The sequence below is a fragment of the Streptomyces caeni genome (genome assembly GCF_042678285.1).
GTDB lineage: Bacteria > Actinomycetota > Actinomycetes > Streptomycetales > Streptomycetaceae > Streptomyces > Streptomyces caeni.
The window spans coordinates 82,006-102,890 of record NZ_JBHUDX010000059.1 but is presented as its reverse complement, the minus strand read 5'-3'; the positions used below and the strand labels follow the sequence as shown (position 1 = coordinate 102,890).

18 protein-coding genes and 2 pseudogenes are annotated in these 20,885 nt (G+C 72.7%); 3 read left to right on the top strand and 17 right to left on the bottom strand.

Annotation, left to right across the window (positions count from 1 at the left end; all coding sequences use genetic code 11):
- Positions 1-94 precede the first annotated feature (94 nt).
- Positions 95-1,252, bottom strand: a complete 1,158-nt coding sequence (locus tag ACFSL4_RS21920) for an ABC transporter substrate-binding protein (RefSeq protein WP_381085482.1) — start codon at positions 1,250-1,252, stop codon at positions 95-97.
- A gap of 212 nt (positions 1,253-1,464) precedes the next feature.
- Here ACFSL4_RS21920 and ACFSL4_RS21915 point away from each other — a divergent pair, with 212 nt between their 5' ends.
- The gene (locus ACFSL4_RS21915; protein WP_381085479.1) at positions 1,465-2,268 is read left to right on the top strand and encodes a GntR family transcriptional regulator; all 804 of its coding nucleotides are present in this window, start codon (positions 1,465-1,467) and stop codon (positions 2,266-2,268) included.
- Here ACFSL4_RS21915 and ACFSL4_RS21910 read toward each other — a convergent pair.
- Positions 2,256-2,834, bottom strand: a pseudogene (locus ACFSL4_RS21910) (aldehyde dehydrogenase family protein); the annotation flags it as partial. The gene ACFSL4_RS21915 and the pseudogene ACFSL4_RS21910 sit on opposite strands and share 13 nt — an antisense overlap.
- A 328-nt stretch (positions 2,835-3,162) precedes the next feature.
- On the opposite strand from ACFSL4_RS21910, the gene ACFSL4_RS21905 reads away from it, so the two are divergent.
- On the top strand, positions 3,163-3,951 hold the full coding sequence (locus ACFSL4_RS21905) for an aldehyde dehydrogenase family protein (protein WP_381085476.1): 789 nt from the start codon (positions 3,163-3,165) through the stop codon (positions 3,949-3,951).
- 69 nt (positions 3,952-4,020) lie between these two features.
- On the opposite strand, the gene ACFSL4_RS21900 is transcribed toward ACFSL4_RS21905, so the two are convergent.
- From ACFSL4_RS21900 to fmt, 7 genes are all read right to left on the bottom strand, one after another.
- Positions 4,021-4,473, bottom strand: a complete 453-nt coding sequence (locus ACFSL4_RS21900; RefSeq protein ID WP_381085473.1) for an Lrp/AsnC family transcriptional regulator — start codon at positions 4,471-4,473, stop codon at positions 4,021-4,023.
- Positions 4,474-4,663: 190 nt separating this feature from the next.
- Complete coding sequence (locus tag ACFSL4_RS21895) at positions 4,664-6,106, bottom strand: GuaB1 family IMP dehydrogenase-related protein (protein WP_381085470.1); 1,443 nt, start codon at positions 6,104-6,106, stop codon at positions 4,664-4,666.
- 106 nt (positions 6,107-6,212) lie between these two features.
- Positions 6,213-6,566, bottom strand: a complete 354-nt coding sequence (locus ACFSL4_RS21890; protein WP_381085467.1) for a barstar family protein — start codon at positions 6,564-6,566, stop codon at positions 6,213-6,215.
- 156 nt (positions 6,567-6,722) lie between these two features.
- Positions 6,723-7,766 carry a sugar-binding transcriptional regulator gene (locus tag ACFSL4_RS21885; RefSeq protein WP_381085514.1) on the bottom strand — a complete coding sequence of 348 codons (1,044 nt, stop codon included), beginning with the start codon at positions 7,764-7,766 and terminating at the stop codon, positions 6,723-6,725.
- Positions 7,767-7,844: 78 nt separating this feature from the next.
- Complete coding sequence (gene rpe / locus ACFSL4_RS21880) at positions 7,845-8,531, bottom strand: ribulose-phosphate 3-epimerase (RefSeq protein WP_381085464.1); 687 nt, start codon at positions 8,529-8,531, stop codon at positions 7,845-7,847.
- A 136-nt stretch (positions 8,532-8,667) separates the two neighbouring features.
- Positions 8,668-10,086, bottom strand: a complete 1,419-nt coding sequence (locus ACFSL4_RS21875; RefSeq protein ID WP_381085461.1) for an RsmB/NOP family class I SAM-dependent RNA methyltransferase — start codon at positions 10,084-10,086, stop codon at positions 8,668-8,670.
- 76 nt (positions 10,087-10,162) lie between these two features.
- On the bottom strand, positions 10,163-11,095 hold the full coding sequence (gene fmt / locus ACFSL4_RS21870; protein ID WP_381085458.1) for a methionyl-tRNA formyltransferase: 933 nt from the start codon (positions 11,093-11,095) through the stop codon (positions 10,163-10,165).
- Between the two features lie 288 nt (positions 11,096-11,383).
- On the opposite strand from fmt, the gene ACFSL4_RS21865 reads away from it, so the two are divergent.
- Positions 11,384-11,917, top strand: coding sequence for a hypothetical protein (locus ACFSL4_RS21865; protein ID WP_381085455.1), 534 nt, complete (start codon positions 11,384-11,386; stop codon positions 11,915-11,917).
- 225 nt (positions 11,918-12,142) lie between these two features.
- On the opposite strand, the gene ACFSL4_RS21860 is transcribed toward ACFSL4_RS21865, so the two are convergent.
- From ACFSL4_RS21860 to ACFSL4_RS21825, 8 genes and pseudogenes are all read right to left on the bottom strand, one after another.
- Positions 12,143-14,293 (bottom strand): primosomal protein N', encoded by a 2,151-nt coding sequence (locus ACFSL4_RS21860; RefSeq protein ID WP_381085453.1) that lies wholly within the window; start codon positions 14,291-14,293, stop codon positions 12,143-12,145.
- Between the two features lie 121 nt (positions 14,294-14,414).
- Positions 14,415-15,638 (bottom strand): methionine adenosyltransferase, encoded by a 1,224-nt coding sequence (metK, locus tag ACFSL4_RS21855; RefSeq protein WP_381085450.1) that lies wholly within the window; start codon positions 15,636-15,638, stop codon positions 14,415-14,417.
- A gap of 240 nt (positions 15,639-15,878) precedes the next feature.
- Complete coding sequence (gene coaBC, locus ACFSL4_RS21850; protein WP_381085447.1) at positions 15,879-17,081, bottom strand: bifunctional phosphopantothenoylcysteine decarboxylase/phosphopantothenate--cysteine ligase CoaBC; 1,203 nt, start codon at positions 17,079-17,081, stop codon at positions 15,879-15,881.
- Between the two features lie 202 nt (positions 17,082-17,283).
- Positions 17,284-17,556 carry a DNA-directed RNA polymerase subunit omega gene (gene rpoZ / locus ACFSL4_RS21845; RefSeq protein ID WP_030493615.1) on the bottom strand — a complete coding sequence of 91 codons (273 nt, stop codon included), beginning with the start codon at positions 17,554-17,556 and terminating at the stop codon, positions 17,284-17,286.
- 51 nt (positions 17,557-17,607) lie between these two features.
- Positions 17,608-18,165 carry a guanylate kinase gene (gene gmk / locus ACFSL4_RS21840; protein WP_381085443.1) on the bottom strand — a complete coding sequence of 186 codons (558 nt, stop codon included), beginning with the start codon at positions 18,163-18,165 and terminating at the stop codon, positions 17,608-17,610.
- A 35-nt stretch (positions 18,166-18,200) separates the two neighbouring features.
- Entirely contained in the window at positions 18,201-18,524 is a 324-nt protein-coding gene (locus ACFSL4_RS21835; protein WP_381085440.1) for an integration host factor, read from the bottom strand.
- A 310-nt stretch (positions 18,525-18,834) separates the two neighbouring features.
- Positions 18,835-19,668 (bottom strand): annotated as a pseudogene (pyrF, locus tag ACFSL4_RS21830) (orotidine-5'-phosphate decarboxylase); the annotation flags it as partial.
- A gap of 65 nt (positions 19,669-19,733) precedes the next feature.
- A complete protein-coding gene (locus tag ACFSL4_RS21825; RefSeq protein WP_381085438.1) occupies positions 19,734-20,840 on the bottom strand; it encodes a quinone-dependent dihydroorotate dehydrogenase in 1,107 nt (368 codons plus the stop codon).
- Between the last annotated feature and the right edge of the window lie 45 nt (positions 20,841-20,885).

Below are 20,885 nucleotides of genomic sequence, written 5' to 3'. Positions count from 1 at the left end.
GCGGCGCCGCCCCGCCGCACGGAGGCGGCGGGCGCGGCGTCGGACGCGGTGGGTGCGGGAGCGGCGGCGAGGGTCATGTCGCGGGGCTCGGTGGTCACCCGGAGACGGCCTTGCTCCAGCCCTGGGCGAGGACACCCTTGGCCTTGGTCTGCTGGGCCTCGGTCGGGAAGGCGGGCGTGCCGGAGACCTCGGGCAGCTTGGCCGCGGCGGCCTTGTCGAGCGTGCCGGCCTTCTCCATGGCGGCCATCAGGACCGGTCGCGCGTACCCCTTGAGCCACAGGTTCTGCCCCTCGGCGCTGTAGAGGTACTCCTCCCACAGGCGGGCGGCCGCCGGGTGCGGGGCGTCCTTGTTGATGGCCTGCGAGTAGTACTGCGCGTACTTGCCGTCGGACGGCACCGACACCTTCCAGTCGACGCCCTTCGACTTGAACTCCTCGGCGTATCCGGCGTTGAGGTAGTCCCAGTCGATGCTGATCGGGGTCTCGCCCTTCTCGACGGTGGCGGGGGTCGACTCGACGGGCGTGTAGTTGCCGTTCTTCTTCAGCTTGGCGAAGAAGTCGAGGCCGGGCTGGATGTCGTCGAACGAGCCGCCGCCCGCCAGGGCGGCCGCGTAGACGCCGCCGAAGGCGGAGCCGGACTGGGTCGGGTTGCCGTTGAGCGCGACCTGCCCCTTGTACTGCGGCTTGAGGAGGTCCTTGAAGGTGGTGGGGCACTCCTTGACTCGCTTGGCGTCACAGCCGATGGACACATAGCCGCCGTAGTCGTTGTACCAGCGGCCCTGCGCGTCCTTCTGCCCCTCGGGTATGCCGTCGAAGCCCGCGACCTTGTACGGCGCGAGCAGTCCCTGCTGGGCGGCGCTCAGCGCGAAGGAGCTGCCGAGGTCGAGGACGTCCGGCGCGCGGCCCTGTCCCTTGCGGGAGGTGACCGCGTTGATCTCGTCCTGGCTGGATCCGTCCGGGTTCTCGACCTCGATCTTGATGCCGTACTTCTTCTGGAAGCCGTCGATCAGGGCGCCGTAGTTGGCCCAGTCGCGGGGCAGGGCGATCGCGTGCAGCGTGCCCTCCTTCTTCGCCGCCTTCACCAGGGCGTCCATGCCGCCGAGGTCCGCGGCGGAGGTGGCGGTGGCGGGGCTCTTGCCGTCGGCGGTGGCGGAGGCGTTGTCGGGGGCGGCGCCGCAAGCGCTGAGGGCGAGTGCGGCGACGACGGCAAGGCCGCCGCCGAGGGCGGCGGTTCTCGGCAGGTGGACGGTCACGGGGTCTCTCCAGGAGTGCGCGCTGGGCTCAGGGGGACGGGAGACTTGTCTGAACAAGTTGATTTCAGTCAGCCTGCCATTGGTGTCCGCTCCGTAAACACCGGAGAAACCCTGGGCCCCGATTTTTTGCACATTCCGAGGCTTCGTCGATCGCCATCGGATCTCGATTAGGCTGATCACGCTGTGCGCAGCAACCGACTCTGAGAGGAAGCATGGCGGCGCGACACGAGGAGATCGCCGACGAACTGCGGAGGGCGATCGACCGCGAGGAGTACACGGTGGGCGGCATGCTGCCCACCGAGACGGAACTCGCGTCCTGGTACGGGGTCTCGCGCGGCACGGTCCGCCAGGCCCTCGCGTCGCTGACCGCCGACGGGCTCATCGGATCGCGGCAGGGCGCCCGCCGGGTGGTCCTGGCGAGCCGTCGCAGCCAGAGTTTCACGGAACTGCGCAGCTTCGCGCAGTGGGCCCGGTCGACGGGGCGGGAGGCGACCGGGCGTGTGGTGGCGCAGGAGTACCGCCCGGCGACCAAGGAGGACTCGGTGCGGCTCCACCTGCGGGAGAGGACGCCCGTGCTGCACGTCCTGCGGGTGCGCGGGCTGGACGGCGAACCCGTGCTGCTGGAGCGCACGGTGTACGCCGACTGGATCTCCCCGGCGGTCGAGGCCATCGACCCCGAGTGCCCCTCCGTCACCCAGCGGCTGTTCGACGACACGGGTGTGGTCCTCGCGTACGGGGAGCACGTCATCGACGCGGTCGCGGCCGGCGCCCGGGATGCCGAGCTGCTCGGTGTCCGGCGCACCAGCCCGCTGCTTCGGGTCCGCCGCGTCACGACCACCCGCGAAGGGCGCCCGGTGGAGTGGTCGGACGACCGCTACCGTTCGGACGTCGTGAGCTTCAGCGTGCACAACTCGATCGGCAACAACGCGCTGGCCCGCACGACGGCCGATCAGGACCGCGGCCCCGGGCCGGGCCCGGCCGAAACGGCAGGACCCGGTGAGGGTCAGAACGGGTAGTGGGCCTGCTGGGTGGCGATGGTGACCCAGCGGGTGTGGGAGAACGCCTCGATGCCCCAGCGTCCGCCGAAGCGGCCGTAGCCGGATGCCTTCACCCCGCCGGAGGGCGCGTGCGGCTCGTCGGCGACGGACTGGTCGTTGATGTGCACGATGCCGGTGTGAACCCGGCGGGCGACGGCCAGTCCATGGGTGGCGTTCTCGGTGATGATGCCGCAGCAGGTCAGGCCGTTGTCCGTGTCGTTGGCGACGGCCACCGCGTCGTCGGCTGCGAAGGTGCCGAGCACGCAGACCGGACCGAACGCCTCGGCGTAGTGCAGGTCCGCGTCCTTGGAGACACCGCTGAGCACGGTCGCGGGGTGGACCGCACCCTCCGGCTCCCCGCCGCCGGTGAGCACCGTGGCCCCCTTGACCATGGCGTCCTCGACCAGCGCGGCCACCCGCTGCGCCGCCGCGGCGCCGACCAGGGGCCCGGCCACGGTCCTCGGGTGCGCGGGGTCGCCCGCCCGCAGCCCGGCGGCCTTCTCCACGAACTTCTGCGTGAACTCCTCGGCGAGCGACTCGTGGAGGTCCTGGCCCGCAGTCTGCGCGGGGGCGAACTCACCACGCTGCTGACCAGGTTCGGGCTCGCCATCGTCCTGCAGAACGCCCTGCCGCAGATCTTCTCGCCCGATGAGCGCAGCCTTGGCCCGGCCGCAGGTTCCCTGGCGACCGGCAGCTGGCGGATCGCCGGCCAGCTGTCGGTGCCCCACCTCGGCGTGCTGATCCTCGCCGTCGCCGTCCTCGGCGGGCTGCAGTTCATGCTGCGGCGCACCGCGTTCGGCCGGGAGATGCGGGCCGCCGCCCAGGACCCGGACACCGCGGCCCTCGTCGGCGTCCCACATCTCCCATCCGAGCGTGCGCCGCATCGACTTCACCGGTTCCACGCCGACCGGCCGGCGTCTGGCCGAGTCGGCCGGACGCCACCTCAAGCGGGTGGTGCTCCAGCTCAGCGGTCAGAACCCCCTCATCGTCCTCGCCGACGCCGACCTGCCCCGCGCCGTGGACGCCGCTGCCTACGGGGCGTTCGTGCACCAGGGGCAGGTGTGCATGTGCGCCCGGCGCGTCTTCGTCGAACGGCCCATCGCCGAGGAGTTCACCCGGCTCTTCACCGCGAAGGCCGCCGCACTGCCCACCGGCGGCCCCGGCGACCCGCGCACGGTGGTCGGGCCGGTGATCAACAAGTGGGCGCTGTCCCTGCTCACCCGCCGGGCCGAGGAGGCTGTCTCGATGGGCGCCCGTGTGCTGACGGGCGGGAAGGCAAAGCCGCCGTGCTATCCGGCCACCGTCCTCACCGATGTCCCGGATGACGCCGAGCTCGCCTTCGACGAGACCTTCGGACCGGTCGTCGTCCTGGAAACGGTCGACAGCGCGGACGAGGCGGTCGAGCGCGCCAACGCCTCGCGCTACGGGCTCGCCGCCGGTGTCCTGACGGGCGATCCCCATCGGGGGCTGGAGCTCGCCCGGCGGCTGGAGGCGGGCATCGTGCACGTCAACGACCAGCCGGTCAACGACGAGCCGCAGATGCTGTTCGGCGGCGTCAAGGTCAGCGGCTGGGGCCGGTTCGGCACCGGCTTCGCCGCGGAGGAGTTCACCGAGCTGAAGTGGATGACGGTGCGCGCCGAGCCGCGCGACCTCGCCTTCTGACCGGGCCGCGCGATCGGCGCTGGAAAACTCATGAAGATCTCGGGGTTCCGGCCCCGCCGCGTGAGCCTTCTAGGCGGGCGAGCCCGAGGAGAAGCGCCGCAGCAAGGGCGACAGCACCAGCACGGACTTCGTCCGCTCCACGAACGGCTCCCCGGCGATACGTTCCAGGACGCGCTCGAAGTGGCGCATGTCGGAGGCGAAGACCTGGGCGACCGCGTCCGCCTCACCGGTGACGGTGGAGGCGGCCACGACCTCCTGGTAGCGCTCGAGGCCCCGCTGGATGGTCTCCGGCGAGGTGTTGCCGCGGCAGTAGATCTCGACGAAGCCCTCGGTCTCCCAGCCGAGCGCCACCGGGTCCACCCGGACGGTGAACCCGGTGATGGCGCCGGTCGCGCGCAGCCGGTCCACACGCCGCTTCACGGCGGGGGCGGACAGGCCGACCAGTTGCCCGATGTCCGCGTAGGAGCGGCGGGCGTCCTCGGCGAGGGCGTGGACGATGCGTTCGTCGAGATCGTTCAGCACGGCGGGTGGTTCACTTCTGTGCGGTGGCTGCGGGTGCCACGGGGCGGCTGCCGGTGCCGCGGGGTCCGCGGCGGCCGGCGGGAGCTCAAGTGGCCGTACAGGAAGTAGAACACGGGCCGTCGCGGCGACGGCCCCCGCTTCCCCGGCCGGCGGGACGCCGCCGGGGCGCACCCGGGCTCCTGAAGGCGCGTCAGCTCCAGCTGGCGTGCAGCGGCTTGCCCTCCGCGTATCCGGCCGCGCTCTGGATGCCGACGACGGCCCGCTCGGCGAACTCCTCCAGGGTGCCTGCGCCCGCGTACGTGCAGGAGGACCGGACACCCGCGATGATCGCGTCGATCAGGTCCTCGACGCCCGGGCGGGCCGGGTCGAGGAACATGCGGGAGGTCGAGATGCCCTCCTCGAACAGGGCCTTGCGGGCGCGGTCGTACGCCGACTCCTCCGCCGTACGGCTGCGGACCGCGCGCGCCGACGCCATGCCGAACGACTCCTTGTAGAGGCGGCCGTCCGCATCCTGCTGCAGGTCGCCGGGGGACTCGTACGTGCCCGCGAACCACGAGCCGATCATCACGTTGGAGGCGCCCGCCGCCAGTGCCATCGCGACGTCGCGCGGGTGACGGACACCACCGTCGGCCCACACGTGCTTGCCGTACTTCCTCGCCTCGGCCGCGCACTCCAGGACCGCCGAGAACTGCGGGCGGCCGACGCCCGTCATCATGCGCGTGGTGCACATGGCACCGGGACCCACGCCGACCTTGACGATGTCCGCGCCCGCCTCGATCAGATCGCGCACGCCCTCGGCGGCGACCACGTTGCCCGCCACCACCGGGACCCGCGGGTTCAGCGCCCGCACCGTCCGGATGGTCGCGATCACGGACTCCTGGTGGCCGTGCGCGGTGTCGATGACGAGCGTGTCGACGCCCGCGTCCAGGAGTTGCTTGGCCCTGCCCGCGGCGTCCCCGTTGATACCGACGGCAGCCGCGATGCGCAGCCCGCCGTTCGCGTCCGTGGCCGGCGTGTACAGCGTGGCACGCAGGGCGCCCTTGCGGGTGAGGATGCCGGTCAGCCTGCCGTCCTCGTCGACGGCGGGCGCATAGCGGCGGTTGGCGGTGTCGAGGACGTTGAAGGCCTCGCGGGGGTCGATGCCGGCGTCGAGGAGCAGCAGGTCCTTCGACATCACCACTTCCAGCTGCGTGAAGCGGTCCACCCCGGACAGGTCGGCGTCCGTCACCACACCGATCGGCCGGTGCTCGTCGTCGACGACCACGCCCGCGTTGTGCGCACGTTTGGGCAGCAGCGCGAGGGCGTCGGCGACGGTCTGGTGCCGGGCCAGCACGATCGGGGTGTCCAGCACCAGGTGGCGGCCCTTGACCCAGGAGATGACCTCGGCGACCACCTCGATCGGGATGTCCTGCGGTATGACGACCAGTCCGCCGCGCCGGGCCACCGTCTCCGCCATGCGGCGGCCGGCGATGGCGGTCATGTTGGCGACGACGAGCGGGATGGTTGTGCCCGTGCCGTCCGGGGAGGCGAGATCCACGCCCTGACGGGAGCCGACCGCGGAGCGGCTCGGCACCATGAAGACGTCGTCGTACGTCAGGTCGTACGCGGGCCGGATGTCATTGAGGAAACGCACGTGCTGCACATCCCAGTCGATCAGAGGCGGCCCCCGGACAGGTCAGCCAGGGGGAGAGCACGTACTTCAGTGTCCCATGACGGGCGGTACGCGGTCCCCGGTCGGATCATCCAGGCTGGTCAGAGGGCTGTTCATGGAATCCTCCAAGAGCGAGCGCGACGCAGAGTCCGGGCGTGCGCCTCACCGCCTCGCGGAACACCTCCTGGGCGATGGCCCACTCCCGGGGCTGTGCCGCGGCGTACGGCTGCCAGCCGCGTACGACGAGCAGCAGTCCCCTCTCGGCGGCGCCCGCGGGCCAGACGGCGCGGTCGGTGAGCGAGTCGGCGAGCGCGTCCCAGTTGCGGCCGAACCAGTCCGGCAGGTCCAGGGCGCGCACGATCCGCTCCATGAACGCGGCCTTGTCGGCGGTGCCCCAGAGGTCCAGCGTGACCACGAGGCGGCCCGCCAGGTCGTCGGTCATCTCGGTAGCGCCCCCAGCGCTTCGTCATGATCATGGATGGAGCGCGCCCCGCTGCGGGGCCCGGTGCCCCCGCCGTCCCGGGCAGGCCCGGGACGGCGGGGGCGGGAACGGGAACGGCCGTCCTCGCGCGGTCCGCGCTCAGGTCCGCCGGGTCCCTCAGGCCCCGTCCGGATCGGCCCGGTTCAGGGCCGGGGTCGGCGTCGGGCCCGCCGTCATCAGGTAGTCCGCCGCCGATGTGTCGGTCACCAGGCTGGTGACGAGCCCGGAGCGCAGCACGGCGTCGATCGCGGCCGCCTTCCGCTGCCCGCCCGCGATCGCGACGACCTCGGGGATGCGACGGAGCTGGTCCGCCTTGACGGTGATGCACCGCTCCCCCAGATCCCGTCCGATGCGGCGGCCCTCGGCGTCGAAGAGGTGCGCGGACATCTCAGCGGCGACACCGAGCGACGCGTAGTGGGCGCGCTCCTCCTCGGTGAGCATGTCGTGCACGGTCGAGATGCCGGGCTCCCAGGAGCCGATGGACACGCAGGCGACCGTGACCTTGTCGAAGTACTCGAAGGCGCGCGCGATCCCGGTCTGGTGCCGCAGCGCCTGCGCTGTCGCGGCGTCCGGCAGCAGCATCGGCGCGTAGATGGGGTGCGCGTCACCGCCCGACACCTGCGCCGCACGGCGGACCGCCTCCACCGAGCCGCGCTCGGCGGTCCCGGCGTCGTACACGCCCGTCAGCTGCACCACCGTGCACGGCGGCAGCCGGTCCAGGGCGGCGGCCATGTGGATGGTGGAGCGGCCCCAGGCCAGGCCCAGCACATCCCCCTCGGTCACCAGTTCGCCGAGCAGGTCGGCCGCCACCTCGCCGAGGTTCTCGGGGTCGGGTGACTCCTCGGCGTCTGCCGGGGACTCGACCACGACGGCGTGCCTGAGGCCGTAGCGGGCGCGCAGCGCGTCGGAGCGCTCGGCGTCCAGCTCGGCCGGCACACGGATCTCGATGCGCACGAGATCCCGTTCGAGGGCGGTCTCCAGGACCCGGGCCACCTTGAAGCGGCTGACGCCGAACTCCTCCGCGATCTGGATCTTGGACTTGCCCTCGAGGTAGAAGCGGCGGGCCATCGCCGCCGCCTGCACCAGCTCAGCGGGTCCCATCCGCATGGCTGACCGGCCCGCCGACATACCCGACACGGCCATCTCCTCACTGCTGTTCACACTCTGCATACGCCGTTCATCCTTGCAGATCCGCGCTGCCCGCTCAGCCCGGACGGTCGGCGTTCAGCTTCCGTTGGCTCAGTCGTCGCAGGCCCAGGAGGCGCGGGCCGTCGCCCGCTCCGCCTGGGTGCGCAGTGCATGGACCGCCGCGGCCGGGTCGGCCGCCCCGTACACCGCCGAACCGGCCACGAAGACGTCCGCGCCCGCCTCCGCGCAGCGCTCGATGGTGGAGGCCGAGACACCGCCGTCGACCTGCAGCCAGAGCTCAAGGCCGTGCTTGCCGATCAGCTCACGGGTGCGGCGGATCTTGGGGAGCATGATGTCGAGGAACGCCTGGCCGCCGAAGCCCGGCTCGACGGTCATGATCAGCAGCATGTCCAGCTCGGGCAGCAGGTCCTCGTACGGCTCGATGGGCGTCGCCGGCTTGAGGGCCATGGAGGCCCGGGCACCCTTGGCGCGGATCTCACGGGCGAGTCGCACCGGCGCCGCGGCCGCCTCCACATGGAAGGTGACGGACGAGGCACCTGCTTCGACGTACTGCGGTGCCCACCGATCGACCTCCTCGATCATCAGGTGGCAGTCCAGCGGAGTGTCCGTCGCCCGCACCAGGGACTCTACGACCGGCACGCCGAGCGTGAGGTTCGGGACGAAGTGGTTGTCCATGACGTCGACGTGGAGCCAGTCGGCGCCCTCCACCGCCCTGGCCTCCTCGGCGAGGCGGGCGAAGTCGGCGGACAGGATGCTGGGGTTGATCTGCACGGCCATGCCCCAAGCCTGCCATGCTCCGGGCGGGTTGCTCGCCCCCGGTACCGGCTGAAAGCAATCGGGGGCCGCGGACGGGGGCGGCGCGTGCGCCGGGGACTCGCCGTGCCGGTGATCACGGCCCCGCTCGCCCCTCGGCTCAGCGCGTCCTGCGGATGAGCGCCAGGTACATCGCGTCCGTCCCGTGCAGATGCGGCCACAGCTGGACGTCGGGGCCGTCCCCGAGGGCCGGGACGCCGGGCATCAGCGGCCGGGCGTCGATGAGTTCGGCGCCCCCCTGCCGCTTGAGGACGTCGTCGACCACGGCGCGGGTCTCGGCGAGATGGGGCGAGCAGGTGGCATAGCCGACGACCCCTCCGACGCGTACGGACTCCAGGGCCGTTTGCAGCAGGGCGCGCTGCAACGGCGCGAACCCGTCGAGGTCCTCGGGCCGGCGCCGCCACCGGGCCTCGGGCCGGCGGCGCAGCGCGCCGAGCCCCGTGCAGGGCACGTCCATCAGGACGCGGTCGAAGGTGCCGGTCCGCCACGGGGGGCGGGTCCCGTCGGCGGCGATGACCTGGTGGGGGCCGGGATTCCCGGCGAGTGCCCGGGCCACCAGACCGGCCCGGTGCGGCTGCTTCTCGGACGCGAGGAGCACGGCTCCGCGCTCGGCGGCGAGGGCGGCGAGCAGGGCGGCTTTGCCTCCGGGGCCGGCGCATCCGTCCAGCCAGGCCCGGTCGGGTCCGTCGAGGGGCGCGTTCGCGAGCGCGACGGCGACGAGCTGGCTGCCCTCGTCCTGGACACCCGCGCGGCCGTCCCGCACGGCGTCCACGGCACCGGGCTCGCCTCCCGCGGTGAGCCGCACGGCGTACGGCGACCAGCGCCCCGGTTCCGCGGCATCCTCCCGCAGGAGTTCCCCGGTGGTGACGCGGCCGGGACGGGCGACGAGCGTGACCTCGGGCCGCTCGTTGTCGGCTTCGAGGAGGTCCTCGATCCCGGCGCGGCCCCCGCCCAGGGCGTCCCACAGGGCGGACACGATCCAGCGGGGGTGCGAGTGCACCACGGCGAGGTGGTCCTCGGGGTCCTCGTCGTACGGCGGCGCCACCCGCTCCAGCCAGCCGTCGAGGTCGTGCTGGGCGACCTTGCGCAGCACGGCGTTGACGAACTTGGCCCGCCCGTCGCCCAGCACGGCCCGGGCGAGCTCGACCGTGGCGGAGACGGCGGCGTGCTGCGGGATCCGCGTCCCGAGCAGCTGATGGACGCCGAGGCTCAGCACGTCGAGCACGGGTGGATCGACGTCGCGCAGCGGCCGGTCGACGCAGGCCGCGAGGACGGCGTCGTACGTGCCCTGCCGACGCAGCGTGCCGTACACCAGCTCGGTGGCGAGCGCCGCGTCCCGCGCGTCGATGTCGCCCTTCTCGCGCGCCTGGCGCAGCAGCGGCGGCAGCACCAGGTTGGCGTAGGCGTCCCGCTCGTCGACGGCCCGCAACGCGTCGAAGGCGAGGATACGGACGGGGTCCTTCTTGGGCCGGCGGTAGGGCTTGGCGGGCTTGCGGGGACGACGGGAGTGGTCGCTCACGGAAAAGGTGCTCCGGGTGTGGGAGGGAATGCGCCCCCCAGCCTACGTCGGCGGGGCGGCGGGCAGGCCGGGCAGGTCAGCTCCCCAGGGCCTCCCCGGCCTCGATGCGCACTCCGCGCGCCCAGTCCGCGGCCCGCATCGGCCTCTTGCCCTGGGCCTGCACCCACAGCAGCTCGACCGCGTACGAGCCGGTGCCGGCGTGCACGTCGTTCTTGCCCACGGACAGCCGGCCGGGGGCGAGGTCCGTCCGCTCGGGCACCGGGACGACCTGGATGAGCTTGAGCCGCTCGCCGCGGAACGTGGTCCAGGCGCCGGGCGCGGGCGTGCAGGCGCGCACCACGCGGTCGACGCGGAGCGCGGGCGCGGACCAGTCGACCCGTGCGTCCTCGACGGTGATCTTCGGCGCGAGCGTGACGCCGTCGGCGGACTGCGGCACCGGCTTGAGGCTGCCGTCCTCGATGCCGTCCATGGTGGCGGCGAGCAGCCCGGCACCGGCGAAGGCGAGACGGGTGAGGAGGTCACCGCTGGTGTCGGTGGACCGGATCCGCTCGGTGACGGTGCCGTAGACGGGCCCGGAGTCGAGTCCTTCCTCGATGAGGAAGGTGGAGGCGCCGGTGATCTCGTCGCCCGACAGGAGGGAGTGCTGCACGGGGGCGGCACCGCGCCAGGCGGGGAGGAGGGAGAAGTGCAGATTGACCCAGCCGTGGGCGGGGATGTCCAGGGCGGCCCGGGGCAGCAGCGCGCCGTAGGCCACGACGGGGCAGCAGTCGGGCGCGATCTCCCTCAGCCGCGCCAGGAAGTCCTCGTCCCGGGGCCGGTTCGGCTTGAGGATCTCGATCCCGGCCTCCTCCGCCCGCTCGGCGACGGGGCTGGCGACCAGCCTGCGGCCACGCCCCGCCGGTGCGTCGGGCCGCGTGACGACGGCCGCCACCTCGTGCCGTTCGGACGCGATCAGAGCGTCCAGCGCGGGGACGGCGACCTCGGGGGTACCTGCGAAGACGAGCCTCATGGGTGGGTGACGGCCTCTCGGGGCGGGAGTTCTGACGGGTCCACAGGTCCCCGGCGGTGCCGGGGCGTGCGGGCACACCAGTCTAGGGTCGCCGGCATCCCGACGGCTGCCCTGACCAGCGGCATGTGCACCCATAGCGCGCACCGCCCTCCGGGGGCGTATGCATATGCGCTTACGCCCCGCCCCGTGACCACAGACCGGCACACGCGTTGGTCAAGAGAGAGTTGACCGCAACGGGCCGCGATCGCGGCCCCATCCCTTTTCAACGCCGGTTCGAGAGGCTTGTTCATGGCCGACCACGCAACCCACGACGCCCAGGCCCGGGCCAGCCTGCACTTGCTGGTGCGGGACATCGAGCGGGTCCGCCGGCAGGTGGACGCGCTGCGCACCCTCACCGCCCAGTTGGGCAACGTCTACCGCCCGCGCCGCTCCGGCCCGTCCACGGGCTTCGTCGTCTACGGACGCGCCCCCGCGCCGACCGTCCGTCTCGCCCAGGAGCTGCGGGACAGCGTCGAGACCCTGGTCACCGCGGCCGTGGACTTCGACCGCTCGCTCGGCTTCTCGTGGGACGCCGTGGGCTCCGCGCTCGGGGTCACCAAGCAGGCGGTCCACCGCCGCTACGGCGCCCGCCGTGCCGCCGCCCCGACGTCCGCCGAGGCCGACCGCACGCCGGAGCCGTCCGGGACCCGCACGCTCAACGTCGGGCCGGGCATGGCCACGGTGCCCGCGGCCCGCGCCATGCCGACGCAGCCCACGGCCGGCAGCCCCACCCTGCGGGACGAGGCGAGGCCGACGGCGTTCCCGGGCCCGCGCAACGGCTGAGCGACACTCCTGTCTGCCTCCCGGCCCCACCGGGAGGCAGCCGCGCCCCGCCGGGGGGAACGCCACGGCCGGAGCCGGTCGTGCGCCCCGCACACCACCACCACCGCCGGAGCCGGTGGGCACGACGCACACGGCCGGAGCCGGTCACACAGCCCGGCACGGCGCCACCGCCAGAGCAGGTCCGTGCAGAGCAGGTCCGTGCGCCCGCACGGCACCACCGGCCCGTCACCCGATGTCCGGCGGATCGATCCGGATCCTCACCGCCTCGCTCCCCCCGCGTGCCGTCCGGGCCGCGAGCGCGGTCTTCAGCGCGGAGGCGAGCGCGGCCCCGCTCCCCGGTGGCACCCGTACGAGCGCCCTCTCCCACCGCTCCCCCGGCGGCGGTCCCCCGGCCCGCCGCGGCCGCCCGGGCTCCCCGTCCGGCAGCGGCACGGGCCCCAGGACCTCGGCGTCGGAGGGCAGTTCGGCCTCGGCGAGGAGCCCCACCACGGCCTCAGGCGGCCCGGACACGGCGGCCATCCGCGACACCGGCGGAAAGCCCAGCTCGGCCCGCTCGGCAAGCTCCCGCACCGCATGCCCGACGGGATCCCAGCGGACGAGCGCCTGCACGGGCCTCAGCGTCGGTTCCGCCACCACCACGACGGTCCCGCCGGCCGACTGCGGCCGCACCAGCGCGCCCGCGCCCAGCCACCGGCGCAGCGCGTCCTCGCCCGCGCGCAGATCGGGGCGCCCGAGCATGGCCCATCCGTCGAGGAGCAGCGCGGCCGCGTAGCCGCCCTCGGCGACGGGCTCGGCGCCGGGCGTGCTGACGACGAGAGCGGGCGTCCCCGGCACCGTGTCCAGGACCTGTTCACGCCCCGAGGTCCGCACCGGAACGGCCGGGAACGCGCGTCCCAGCTCCTCGGCGGTCCGCCGGGCCCCCACAACCTGTGCCCTCAGCCGGGTACCACCGCACTCGGGACAGCGCCAGGCGGTCTCCTCCCGCCCGCACCAGCCGCACCCCAGCTCCCCGGCCTGCTGCGCGGCCAACGGCCCGGCGCAGGACCGGCAGCGAGCGGGCGCCCGGCACTGCGCGCAGGCGGTCCGGGGCACGTACCCCCGCCGCGGCACCTGCACCAGCACGGGCCCACGGCGCAGCCCGTCCCGCACCGCTTCCCAGGCGAGCGTCGGCAGCCGCGCCGCCCTGGCCGCCTCGTCGCGCGCGAGGTCCCCGTCCCCCACGGTCCGTATCAGGGGCGTGGTGGCGCGCACCTGGTCGCGGTCGGCGACGAGCGGGGCGGCCCACCCGCTCTCGACGAGCTGGGCCGCCTCGACGGTGCAGCTCCAACTCCCCAACAGAAAACCGCACTTGTCCCGGGTGGCGCGCAGCTCCAGCACCTCGCGGACATGAGGGTGGGGGGCGTGGTCGTCGCTGTGACCGCTGTCGCCGTCGTCCCACACCACGACGAGTCCGAGATTGCGCACGGGCGCGAACATGGCGGCCCGGGTCCCGACGACGGCCCGCACGGACCCGCGCCGCACGGCGAGCCACTCCCGGTACCGTCGCTCCTGCCCGGCGTCGGCGGTCAGGACCGCATGCTGCCCGTCGCCGAGCAGCGCCCGCAGCGCGGCGTCGACCCGCGCGGCGGGACGCCCGGCGGGCACGACGACCAACGCGCCCCGCCCCGAGGCGAGCGCGGCCTGCACGGCCCGGGCGATCTCCTCCGCCCACCCGGGCCCCGGCAGTGCGGTCCACACGGCCCGCGGCGCACCACCGGACGCGAGGGACGCCAGGAACTCGGTCCCCCTTCTGTACCGCTGCCAGGATCCCGGGGCGGGCGGAGGCGGGGGCGGGGGCGGCGGCCCCGTCGTGGTGCCCTCGGCCCGGGCATGCCGGGGTGGTACGGCAAGTTGCAGCACATCGGCGAGGCTGCCCGCATAGCGGTCGGCGACGGCCCGGGCGAGCCCGAGCAACTCGGGCGAGAGCACGGGCTCGGGTGACACGACCTGGGCCAGCGCGGCAAGGGGTCCCGCGTAGTCGGACTCGGGAACGCGCTCGACGAGGAACCCGTCGATGAGCCCGCCGCCCTCGCGCCGCCCTTCCCGCACGGTGCGCCCACCGGCCCCGAAGCGCACCCGCACCCGCACGCCGGGCCTCGCGACGGCGTCGAGTTCCTCCGGCACGGCGTAGTCGAAGCAGCGGTCCAGATGCAGCACACCCTTGTCGACCAGCACGCGCGCCACGGGCAGCTCCCTGGCCAGCGCGGCCCCCCGCCATGTCCGGGGCCTGGCCCTGGGCGCCTTGGCCTTCCGCACGGCCTCGCGGATCAGCGCAAGCTGCTCGGGCGGCGCGGCGTCTCCGCCACCCGTCCCCTGCTGCCCGTTCCCGCTGCGCACGTGTGCATTCTCGCAAAGACCACTGACACCGAGGCGCCCCGTAGATCGTTCCGGGCCCCGGATGTGCCGGGGCCCGGCACCCCCGAAGGGCGCCGGGCCTCATGGCTCGGGTGTGACCGGACTACAGCCCCGCCGCCTTCCGCAGCGCGTCCACCCGGTCGGTGCGCTCCCAGGTGAAGTCCGGGAGTTCGCGGCCGAAGTGGCCGTACGCGGCCGTCTGGGCGTAGATCGGGCGCAGCAGGTCCAGGTCGCGGATGATCGCGGCCGGACGGAGGTCGAAGACCTCGGTGATCGCGCTCTCGATCCGCTCCGCGTCGACCTTGGCGGTGCCGAAGGTCTCGACGAACAGGCCGACCGGCTCGGCCTTGCCGATCGCGTACGCCACCTGGACCTCGCAGCGGGAGGCGAGGCCGGCCGCGACCACGTTCTTGGCGACCCAGCGCATCGCGTACGCCGCCGAGCGGTCCACCTTGGACGGGTCCTTGCCGGAGAACGCGCCGCCGCCGTGGCGGGCCATGCCGCCGTACGTGTCAATGATGATCTTTCGCCCGGTCAGGCCCGCGTCACCCATCGGGCCGCCGATCTCGAAGCGGCCGGTGGGGTTGACCAGCAGGCGGTAGCCCTCGGTGTCCAGCTTGATGCCGTCCTCCAGGAGCGTCTTCAGCTCCGGCTCCACGACGAACTCGCGGATGTCGGGGGCGAGCAGCGAATCGAGGTCGATGTCACTGGCGTGCTGCGAGGACACGACCACCGTGTCCAGACGGATCGCCTTGTCGCCGTCGTACTCGATGGTGACCTGGGTCTTTCCGTCCGGGCGCAGGTAGGGGATCGTGCCGTTCTTGCGGACGTCGGACAGCCGCTTGGACAGCCGGTGCGCCAGGAAGACCGGCAGCGGCATCAGGGTCGGCGTCTCGTCCGTCGCGTAGCCGAACATCAGGCCCTGGTCGCCGGCGCCCTGGCGGTCCAGTTCGTCTGCTTCTCCACCTGCGGCGGCACTCTCGACCCGGGACTCGTACGCGGTGTCCACACCCTGCGCGATGTCCGGGGACTGGGCGCCGATCGACACGGAGACACCACAGGACGCGCCGTCGAAGCCCTTCTTCGACGAGTCGTAGCCGATCTCGAGGATCTTCTCGCGCACCAGCTGCGCGATCGGCGCGTACGCCTTGGTCGTGACCTCCCCGGCCACGTGCACCAGGCCGGTCGTGATCAGCGTCTCCACGGCGACCCGGGACGTCGGGTCCTCCCGCAGAAGCGCGTCGAGAATGGTGTCGCTGATCTGGTCAGCGATCTTGTCCGGGTGGCCCTCGGTGACGGACTCCGAGGTGAACAGGCGACGGGACACAACGCTCCCTGTGGTTGCAGCGGCTGCTGGCTGATCATTGGCGGACGGGACGGGGGCTGCGCCCGGCGTCGTCCTGGAACAGTTTATCGGTCGCGCTCGGCCACCGGCCCCTGTGTCTCGCCTCTCGGGAGCCCTGTGACCTGCGGCACGGGCATTCTGCCCAATGCCCCACGGTCTTTTCCAGGGCCGCCACGCGCGAATGTGCGGGGTTCGGACAGCCGTCGGCAAAGGAGCGGCGGTTCAGGTCAGCCGGTCCGCGACAAGGTCCCAGACCGTCTCGGCCAGCGCTTCCTTGGGCCCGTGGGGCACCGGCGTCTCGCTTCCGTCGGTACCGAGCACGACCGCCTCGTTCTCCTCTGAGCCGAACGTCTTGCGCTCCCCCACCTCGTTCACCACGAGCAGGTCGCAGCCCTTGCGCTCCAGCTTCGAGCGGCCGTTGGCCAGCACGTCGTCCGTCTCCGCGGCGAAGCCGACGATCACCTGGCCCGGGCGGGCCCGGTCCGCCGCGATCTCCGCGAGGATGTCCGGATTCCTGATCAGGGTGACGGGCTCGGGGTCCTGGCCGTCCTTCTTCTTGATCTTCCCCGTCGCGTACGCCGCCGGGCGGAAGTCGGCCACCGCGGCCGCCATCACCACGGCGTCCGCGTCCGCCGCCGCCTTCAGCACCGCCTCGCGCATCTGCACCGCGGTGCCCACCTGGACGACATCGACACCGGCGGGAGCGGGCAGGCCGGTGTTCGCGGCGACCAGGGTGACGCGGGCGCCGCGGGCCGCGGCCGCGCGGGCCAGGGCGTAGCCCTGCTTGCCGGAGGAGCGGTTGCCGAGGAAGCGCACGGGGTCGAGGGGCTCGCGGGTGCCGCCGGCGCTGACCACGACGTGCCGGCCGACGAGGTCGGGCTCTCTCACGCCCCGCCCCAGCACCCGACGGCAGACCTCGAAGATCTCGGCCGGCTCGGGCAGCCGGCCCTTGCCCGTGTCCACGCCGGTCAGGCGGCCGACCGCCGGCTCGATCACCACGGCGCCGCGGCGGCGCAGTGTCGCCACGTTGTCCTGGGTCGCCGGATGCTCCCACATCTCCGTGTGCATGGCCGGGGCGAAGACGACCGGGCAGCGGGCGGTCAGGAGTGTGTTGGTGAGGAGGTCGTCGGCGAGGCCGTGGGCCGCCCTGGCGAGCGTGTCGGCCGTTGCCGGCGCCACGACCACCAGGTCGGCGTGCTGGCCGATGCGCACGTGCGGGACCTCGTGGACGTCGTCCCAGACCTCGGTGGCGACGGGGTTGCCGGAGAGGGCCGACCAGGTGGCGGCGCCGACGAAGTGGAGGGCGGACGCGGTGGGCACGACACGGACGTCATGGCCCGACTCGGTCAGTCTGCGCAGCAGTTCGCATGCCTTGTAGGCGGCGATCCCGCCGCTGACCCCCAGAACGACCTTCGGCTTGCCCACCGGGCCTCCCCGCACTCGACACGTGTACGCCACCGTTCCCGGCGTACGACTCCATGCTGCATGACCGCGGGGGCCCCGCGCCCCCGGGCAGACCGCAGGCCCGGCAGCCGTCCCCGGCCACTGCCGGGAGGCGGCCCCTGCCGGGCCTGCGGACAAGGGTGCTCAGCGGTGAGCGATACCGCTCAGCGCCACCGCGTGGTCGTCACTGAACCGGGCCCTCGACGGCCTCGGAGGTCAGCAGACCCGCGTTGATCTCGCGCAGGGCGATCGAGAGCGGCTTCTCGTGGACGTGGGTGTCGACGAGGGGACCGACGTACTCGAGGAGGCCCTCACCGAGCTGCGAGTAGTACGCGTTGATCTGGCGGGCCCGCTTGGCCGCGTAGATCACGAGGCTGTACTTCGAGTCGGTGGCCTCGAGGAGCTCGTCGATCGGCGGGTTGATGATGCCCTCGGGCGCGGTGATGGAAGAGGACACGCGCTACCTTCCGAAAGATGGGAAAGATCAGACCTGATCACACAACCCTGATCACACAACGTCCATCAAGGCTAGCAGCTCGCGCGCCACATCCTCGACGGAGGTGTTGACCAGGGTCGTATCGAACTCGGGCTCGGCCGCCAGCTCGGTCTTGGCCGCCTCCAGACGGCGTCCGATCACCTCGGGCGGCTCGGTGCCCCGTCCGGTGAGCCTGCGCACGAGCTCGTCCCAGGAGGGAGGAGCCAGGAACACCAGCTGGGCCTCGGGCATGGACTCGCGGACCTGGCGTGCGCCCTGGAGGTCGATCTCCAGCAGGACCGGCACTCCGTCCTCCAGGTGCTCCAGGACGGCGGCCCGCGGGGTGCCGTAGCGGTTGCCTGCGAACTCGGCCCACTCCAGCAGCTCGCCGTTGGCGATCAGCTTGTCCATCTCCTCGTCGGTGACGAAGAAGTAGTGGACTCCGTGCCGCTCGCCCGGGCGGGGCCGACGGGTCGTGGCCGACACCGAGAGCCAGACCTCGGGGTATTCCTTGCGCATATGGGCGACGACCGTGCTCTTGCCGACCCCGGAGGGGCCGGAGAGCACGGTCAGCCGCGGACGTTCACTCATGCAGCGATTATTCCAGCAAACCGGAGCGCCCGGACTCAGCCGGCGGTGCCGCCGAACTCGCGCTCCAGGGAGGCGATCTGGTTGGACCCGAGGCCACGCACGCGGCGGCTCTCGGAGATCCCGAGTCGCTCCATGATCTGCTTGGCGCGGACCTTGCCCACGCCCGGCAGGGACTCGAGGAGGGCGGAGACCTTCATCTTTCCGATGACGTCGTTCTCCTGGCCCTGCTTGATGACCTCGTGGAGGGAGGCGCCGGAGTGCTTGAGTCGATTCTTGACCTCGGCCCGCTCCCGGCGAGCCGCGGCGGCCTTTTCGAGCGCGGCTGCGCGCTGTTCAGGGGTAAGGGGCGGAAGAGCCACGCCTACGTCACCTCGGATGTCGAACTGTCGGATACGGACCGGTGAGGAACCTAGTCGCCCCACACCTGGGGAGCCACGAGCAACACGCTTGCCCGTCCTCCCCACTGCTTGGAGGGCGTGGGAGGCGCCCCCACTCGTCGGAGACTAGCGGGCAAGTCCGCCAGAGTCAGCGAGAACAGCGGAAAAGTCCTGGTCAGCCTCTGTCGAGACGGACTTTTCAGACATAATGCCTCGGATTTGAGGATGTATTCAGACTCGAGCGGCCTCCCGAGAGGCCCGCGGGAAGCCCCGGCGGACCTCCGGGACGCTCTCAAGCAGCGGCCGCGGCGGCCCTGGCCTCCTCCGCGAAGCGGTCCGCGGCCTCACGCAGCGCGAGGACGTCGGGCCCGAACCGCAGGACCCCCCGGCTCACGTTCGGCACCACGTTGCGCACCGCCGCCCCGAAGACCCCGGGCAGATCGGCCGGAGTCGCTCCCTGGGCCCCGATGCCGGGCGCCAGGAGCGGTCCGTTGATGTCCAGGTCGTACGACGACAGGTCACCCAGCGTGGCGCCGACGACCGCGCCGAAGGAGCCGAGGGGCCGCTCCCCCGCGTTCTCGGCGGCGAGGTGGGCGAGCATCGTCGCCGCCACGGTGCGGCCGTCGGACCGCACGGCGTGCTGCACCTCGCCGCCCTCCGGGTTGGAGGTCAGCGCCAGCACGAAGAGCCCGGCGCCGCTCTCCCGCGCCGTCTCGACCGCCGGCCTGAGCGCCCCGTAGCCGAGGTACGGCGACACGGTCAGCGCGTCCGAGAACAGCGGCGCGTCCTTGTGGAGGTAGGACTCGGCGTACGCGGCCATGGTCGAGCCGATGTCGCCGCGCTTGGCGTCCATGACGACCAGCGCCCCGGCCGCCCGCGCCTCCTGGACCGTCGTCTCCAGAACGGCGATGCCGCGCGACCCGAAGCGCTCGAAGAAGGCGCTCTGGGGCTTGACGACGGCGACCCGCTCGGCGACCGCCTCCACCACCGTGCGGCTGAACCGCTCCAGGCCGGCGACATCGTCGTTCAGGTCCCACTCGGCGAGCAGCGAGGCATGCGGGTCGATGCCCACGCAGAGCGGACCACGCTCGTCCATGGCCCGGCGAAGCCGCGCGCCGAAGGGTTCTCCAGAAGGACCCCGCGGCCCGAAGGGCCTCGTTGAGGGGTGGGGGTCGGGTGACGGGCGGGCTGTCATGCGGACTTCCTCACGTCGGCGCCGACCGCGTCGGCAAGGGTGGCGTACGGGCTCGTCCGCAGGCGGGCGGCGAGCCCCTTGTGGACGGCACGGCCCCAGAAGGGACCTTCGTAGACGAAGGCGCTGTAGCCCTGCACCAGGGTGGCGCCGGCCAGGATGCGCTGCCAGACGTCCTCGGCGTTCTCGATGCCGCCGACGCCCACGAGCGTGATGCGGTCACCCACGCGCGCGTACAGCCGGCGCAGCACCTCCAGGGAGCGTGCCTTCAGCGGTGCGCCCGACAGCCCGCCGGTCTCCTTGACCACGGCGGGGTCGGACAGCAGACCCAGCCCTTCGCGGGCGATGGTGGTGTTCGTGGCGATGATCCCGTCCAGGCCCAGTTCCACGGCGAGATCGGCGACAGCGTCGACGTCCTCGTCCGCGAGGTCGGGGGCGATCTTCACCAGCAGCGGGACGCGTCGGGTGGTGACCGTACGGTCGGCGGCCTCGCGGACGGCCCTCAGCAGGGGGCGCAGCGCCTGTGTGGCCTGCAGGTCGCGCAGTCCGGGAGTGTTCGGGGAGGAGACGTTGACGACCAGGTAGTCGGCGTACGGTGCGAGCCGCTCCGCCGACTTCACATAGTCGGCGGCGGCCTCGGACTCCGGGACGGCCTTGGTCTTGCCGATGTTCACGCCCACGACGGTCCTGAAAACGGGCGTGCGCGAGGCCAGGCGGGCGGCGACGGCCAGCGAGCCCTCGTTGTTGAAGCCCATGCGGTTGATCAGCGCCCGGTCCTCGGTCAGCCGGAACAGCCGCTTCTTCGGGTTGCCGGGCTGTGGTTCCCCGGTGACCGTGCCGATCTCGACGTGGTCGAAGCCGAGCATCGCCATCCCGTCGATCCCGACGGCGTTCTTGTCGAACCCCGCCGCGAGCCCGAACGGGCCGTGCATCCGCAGCCCGAACGCCTCCGTGCGCAGTTCCTTGCAGCGGGGCGCGAGCGCGGCGGCGGCGAAGGTGCGCAGCACGGGGACGCGCACGGCCAGACGGATCCAGCGGAAGGCCAGGAGGTGGGCCTGTTCGGGGTCCATCCGGGAGAAAACCAGGCGGAAGAAAAGCTTGTACATCTCTCAGTGTCCTCACGAAGAGGGGGACACCGTTTCCGATGTCCC

Bases quoted from the DNA above. Each gene is read 5' to 3' on its own strand.
- ACFSL4_RS21915 (WP_381085479.1), top strand. From the start codon at position 1,465: ATGGCGGCGCGACACGAGGAGATCGCCGACGAACTGCGGAGGGCGATC.
- ACFSL4_RS21890 (WP_381085467.1), bottom strand. From the start codon at position 6,566: ATGACCGACGACCTGGCGGGCCGCCTCGTGGTCACGCTGGACCTCTGG.
- rpe (WP_381085464.1), bottom strand. From the start codon at position 8,531: ATGGCCGTGCAGATCAACCCCAGCATCCTGTCCGCCGACTTCGCCCGC.
- fmt (WP_381085458.1), bottom strand. From the start codon at position 11,095: ATGAGGCTCGTCTTCGCAGGTACCCCCGAGGTCGCCGTCCCCGCGCTG.
- ACFSL4_RS21865 (WP_381085455.1), top strand. From the start codon at position 11,384: ATGGCCGACCACGCAACCCACGACGCCCAGGCCCGGGCCAGCCTGCAC.
- gmk (WP_381085443.1), bottom strand. From the start codon at position 18,165: ATGAGTGAACGTCCGCGGCTGACCGTGCTCTCCGGCCCCTCCGGGGTC.
- ACFSL4_RS21825 (WP_381085438.1), bottom strand. From the start codon at position 20,840: ATGTACAAGCTTTTCTTCCGCCTGGTTTTCTCCCGGATGGACCCCGAA.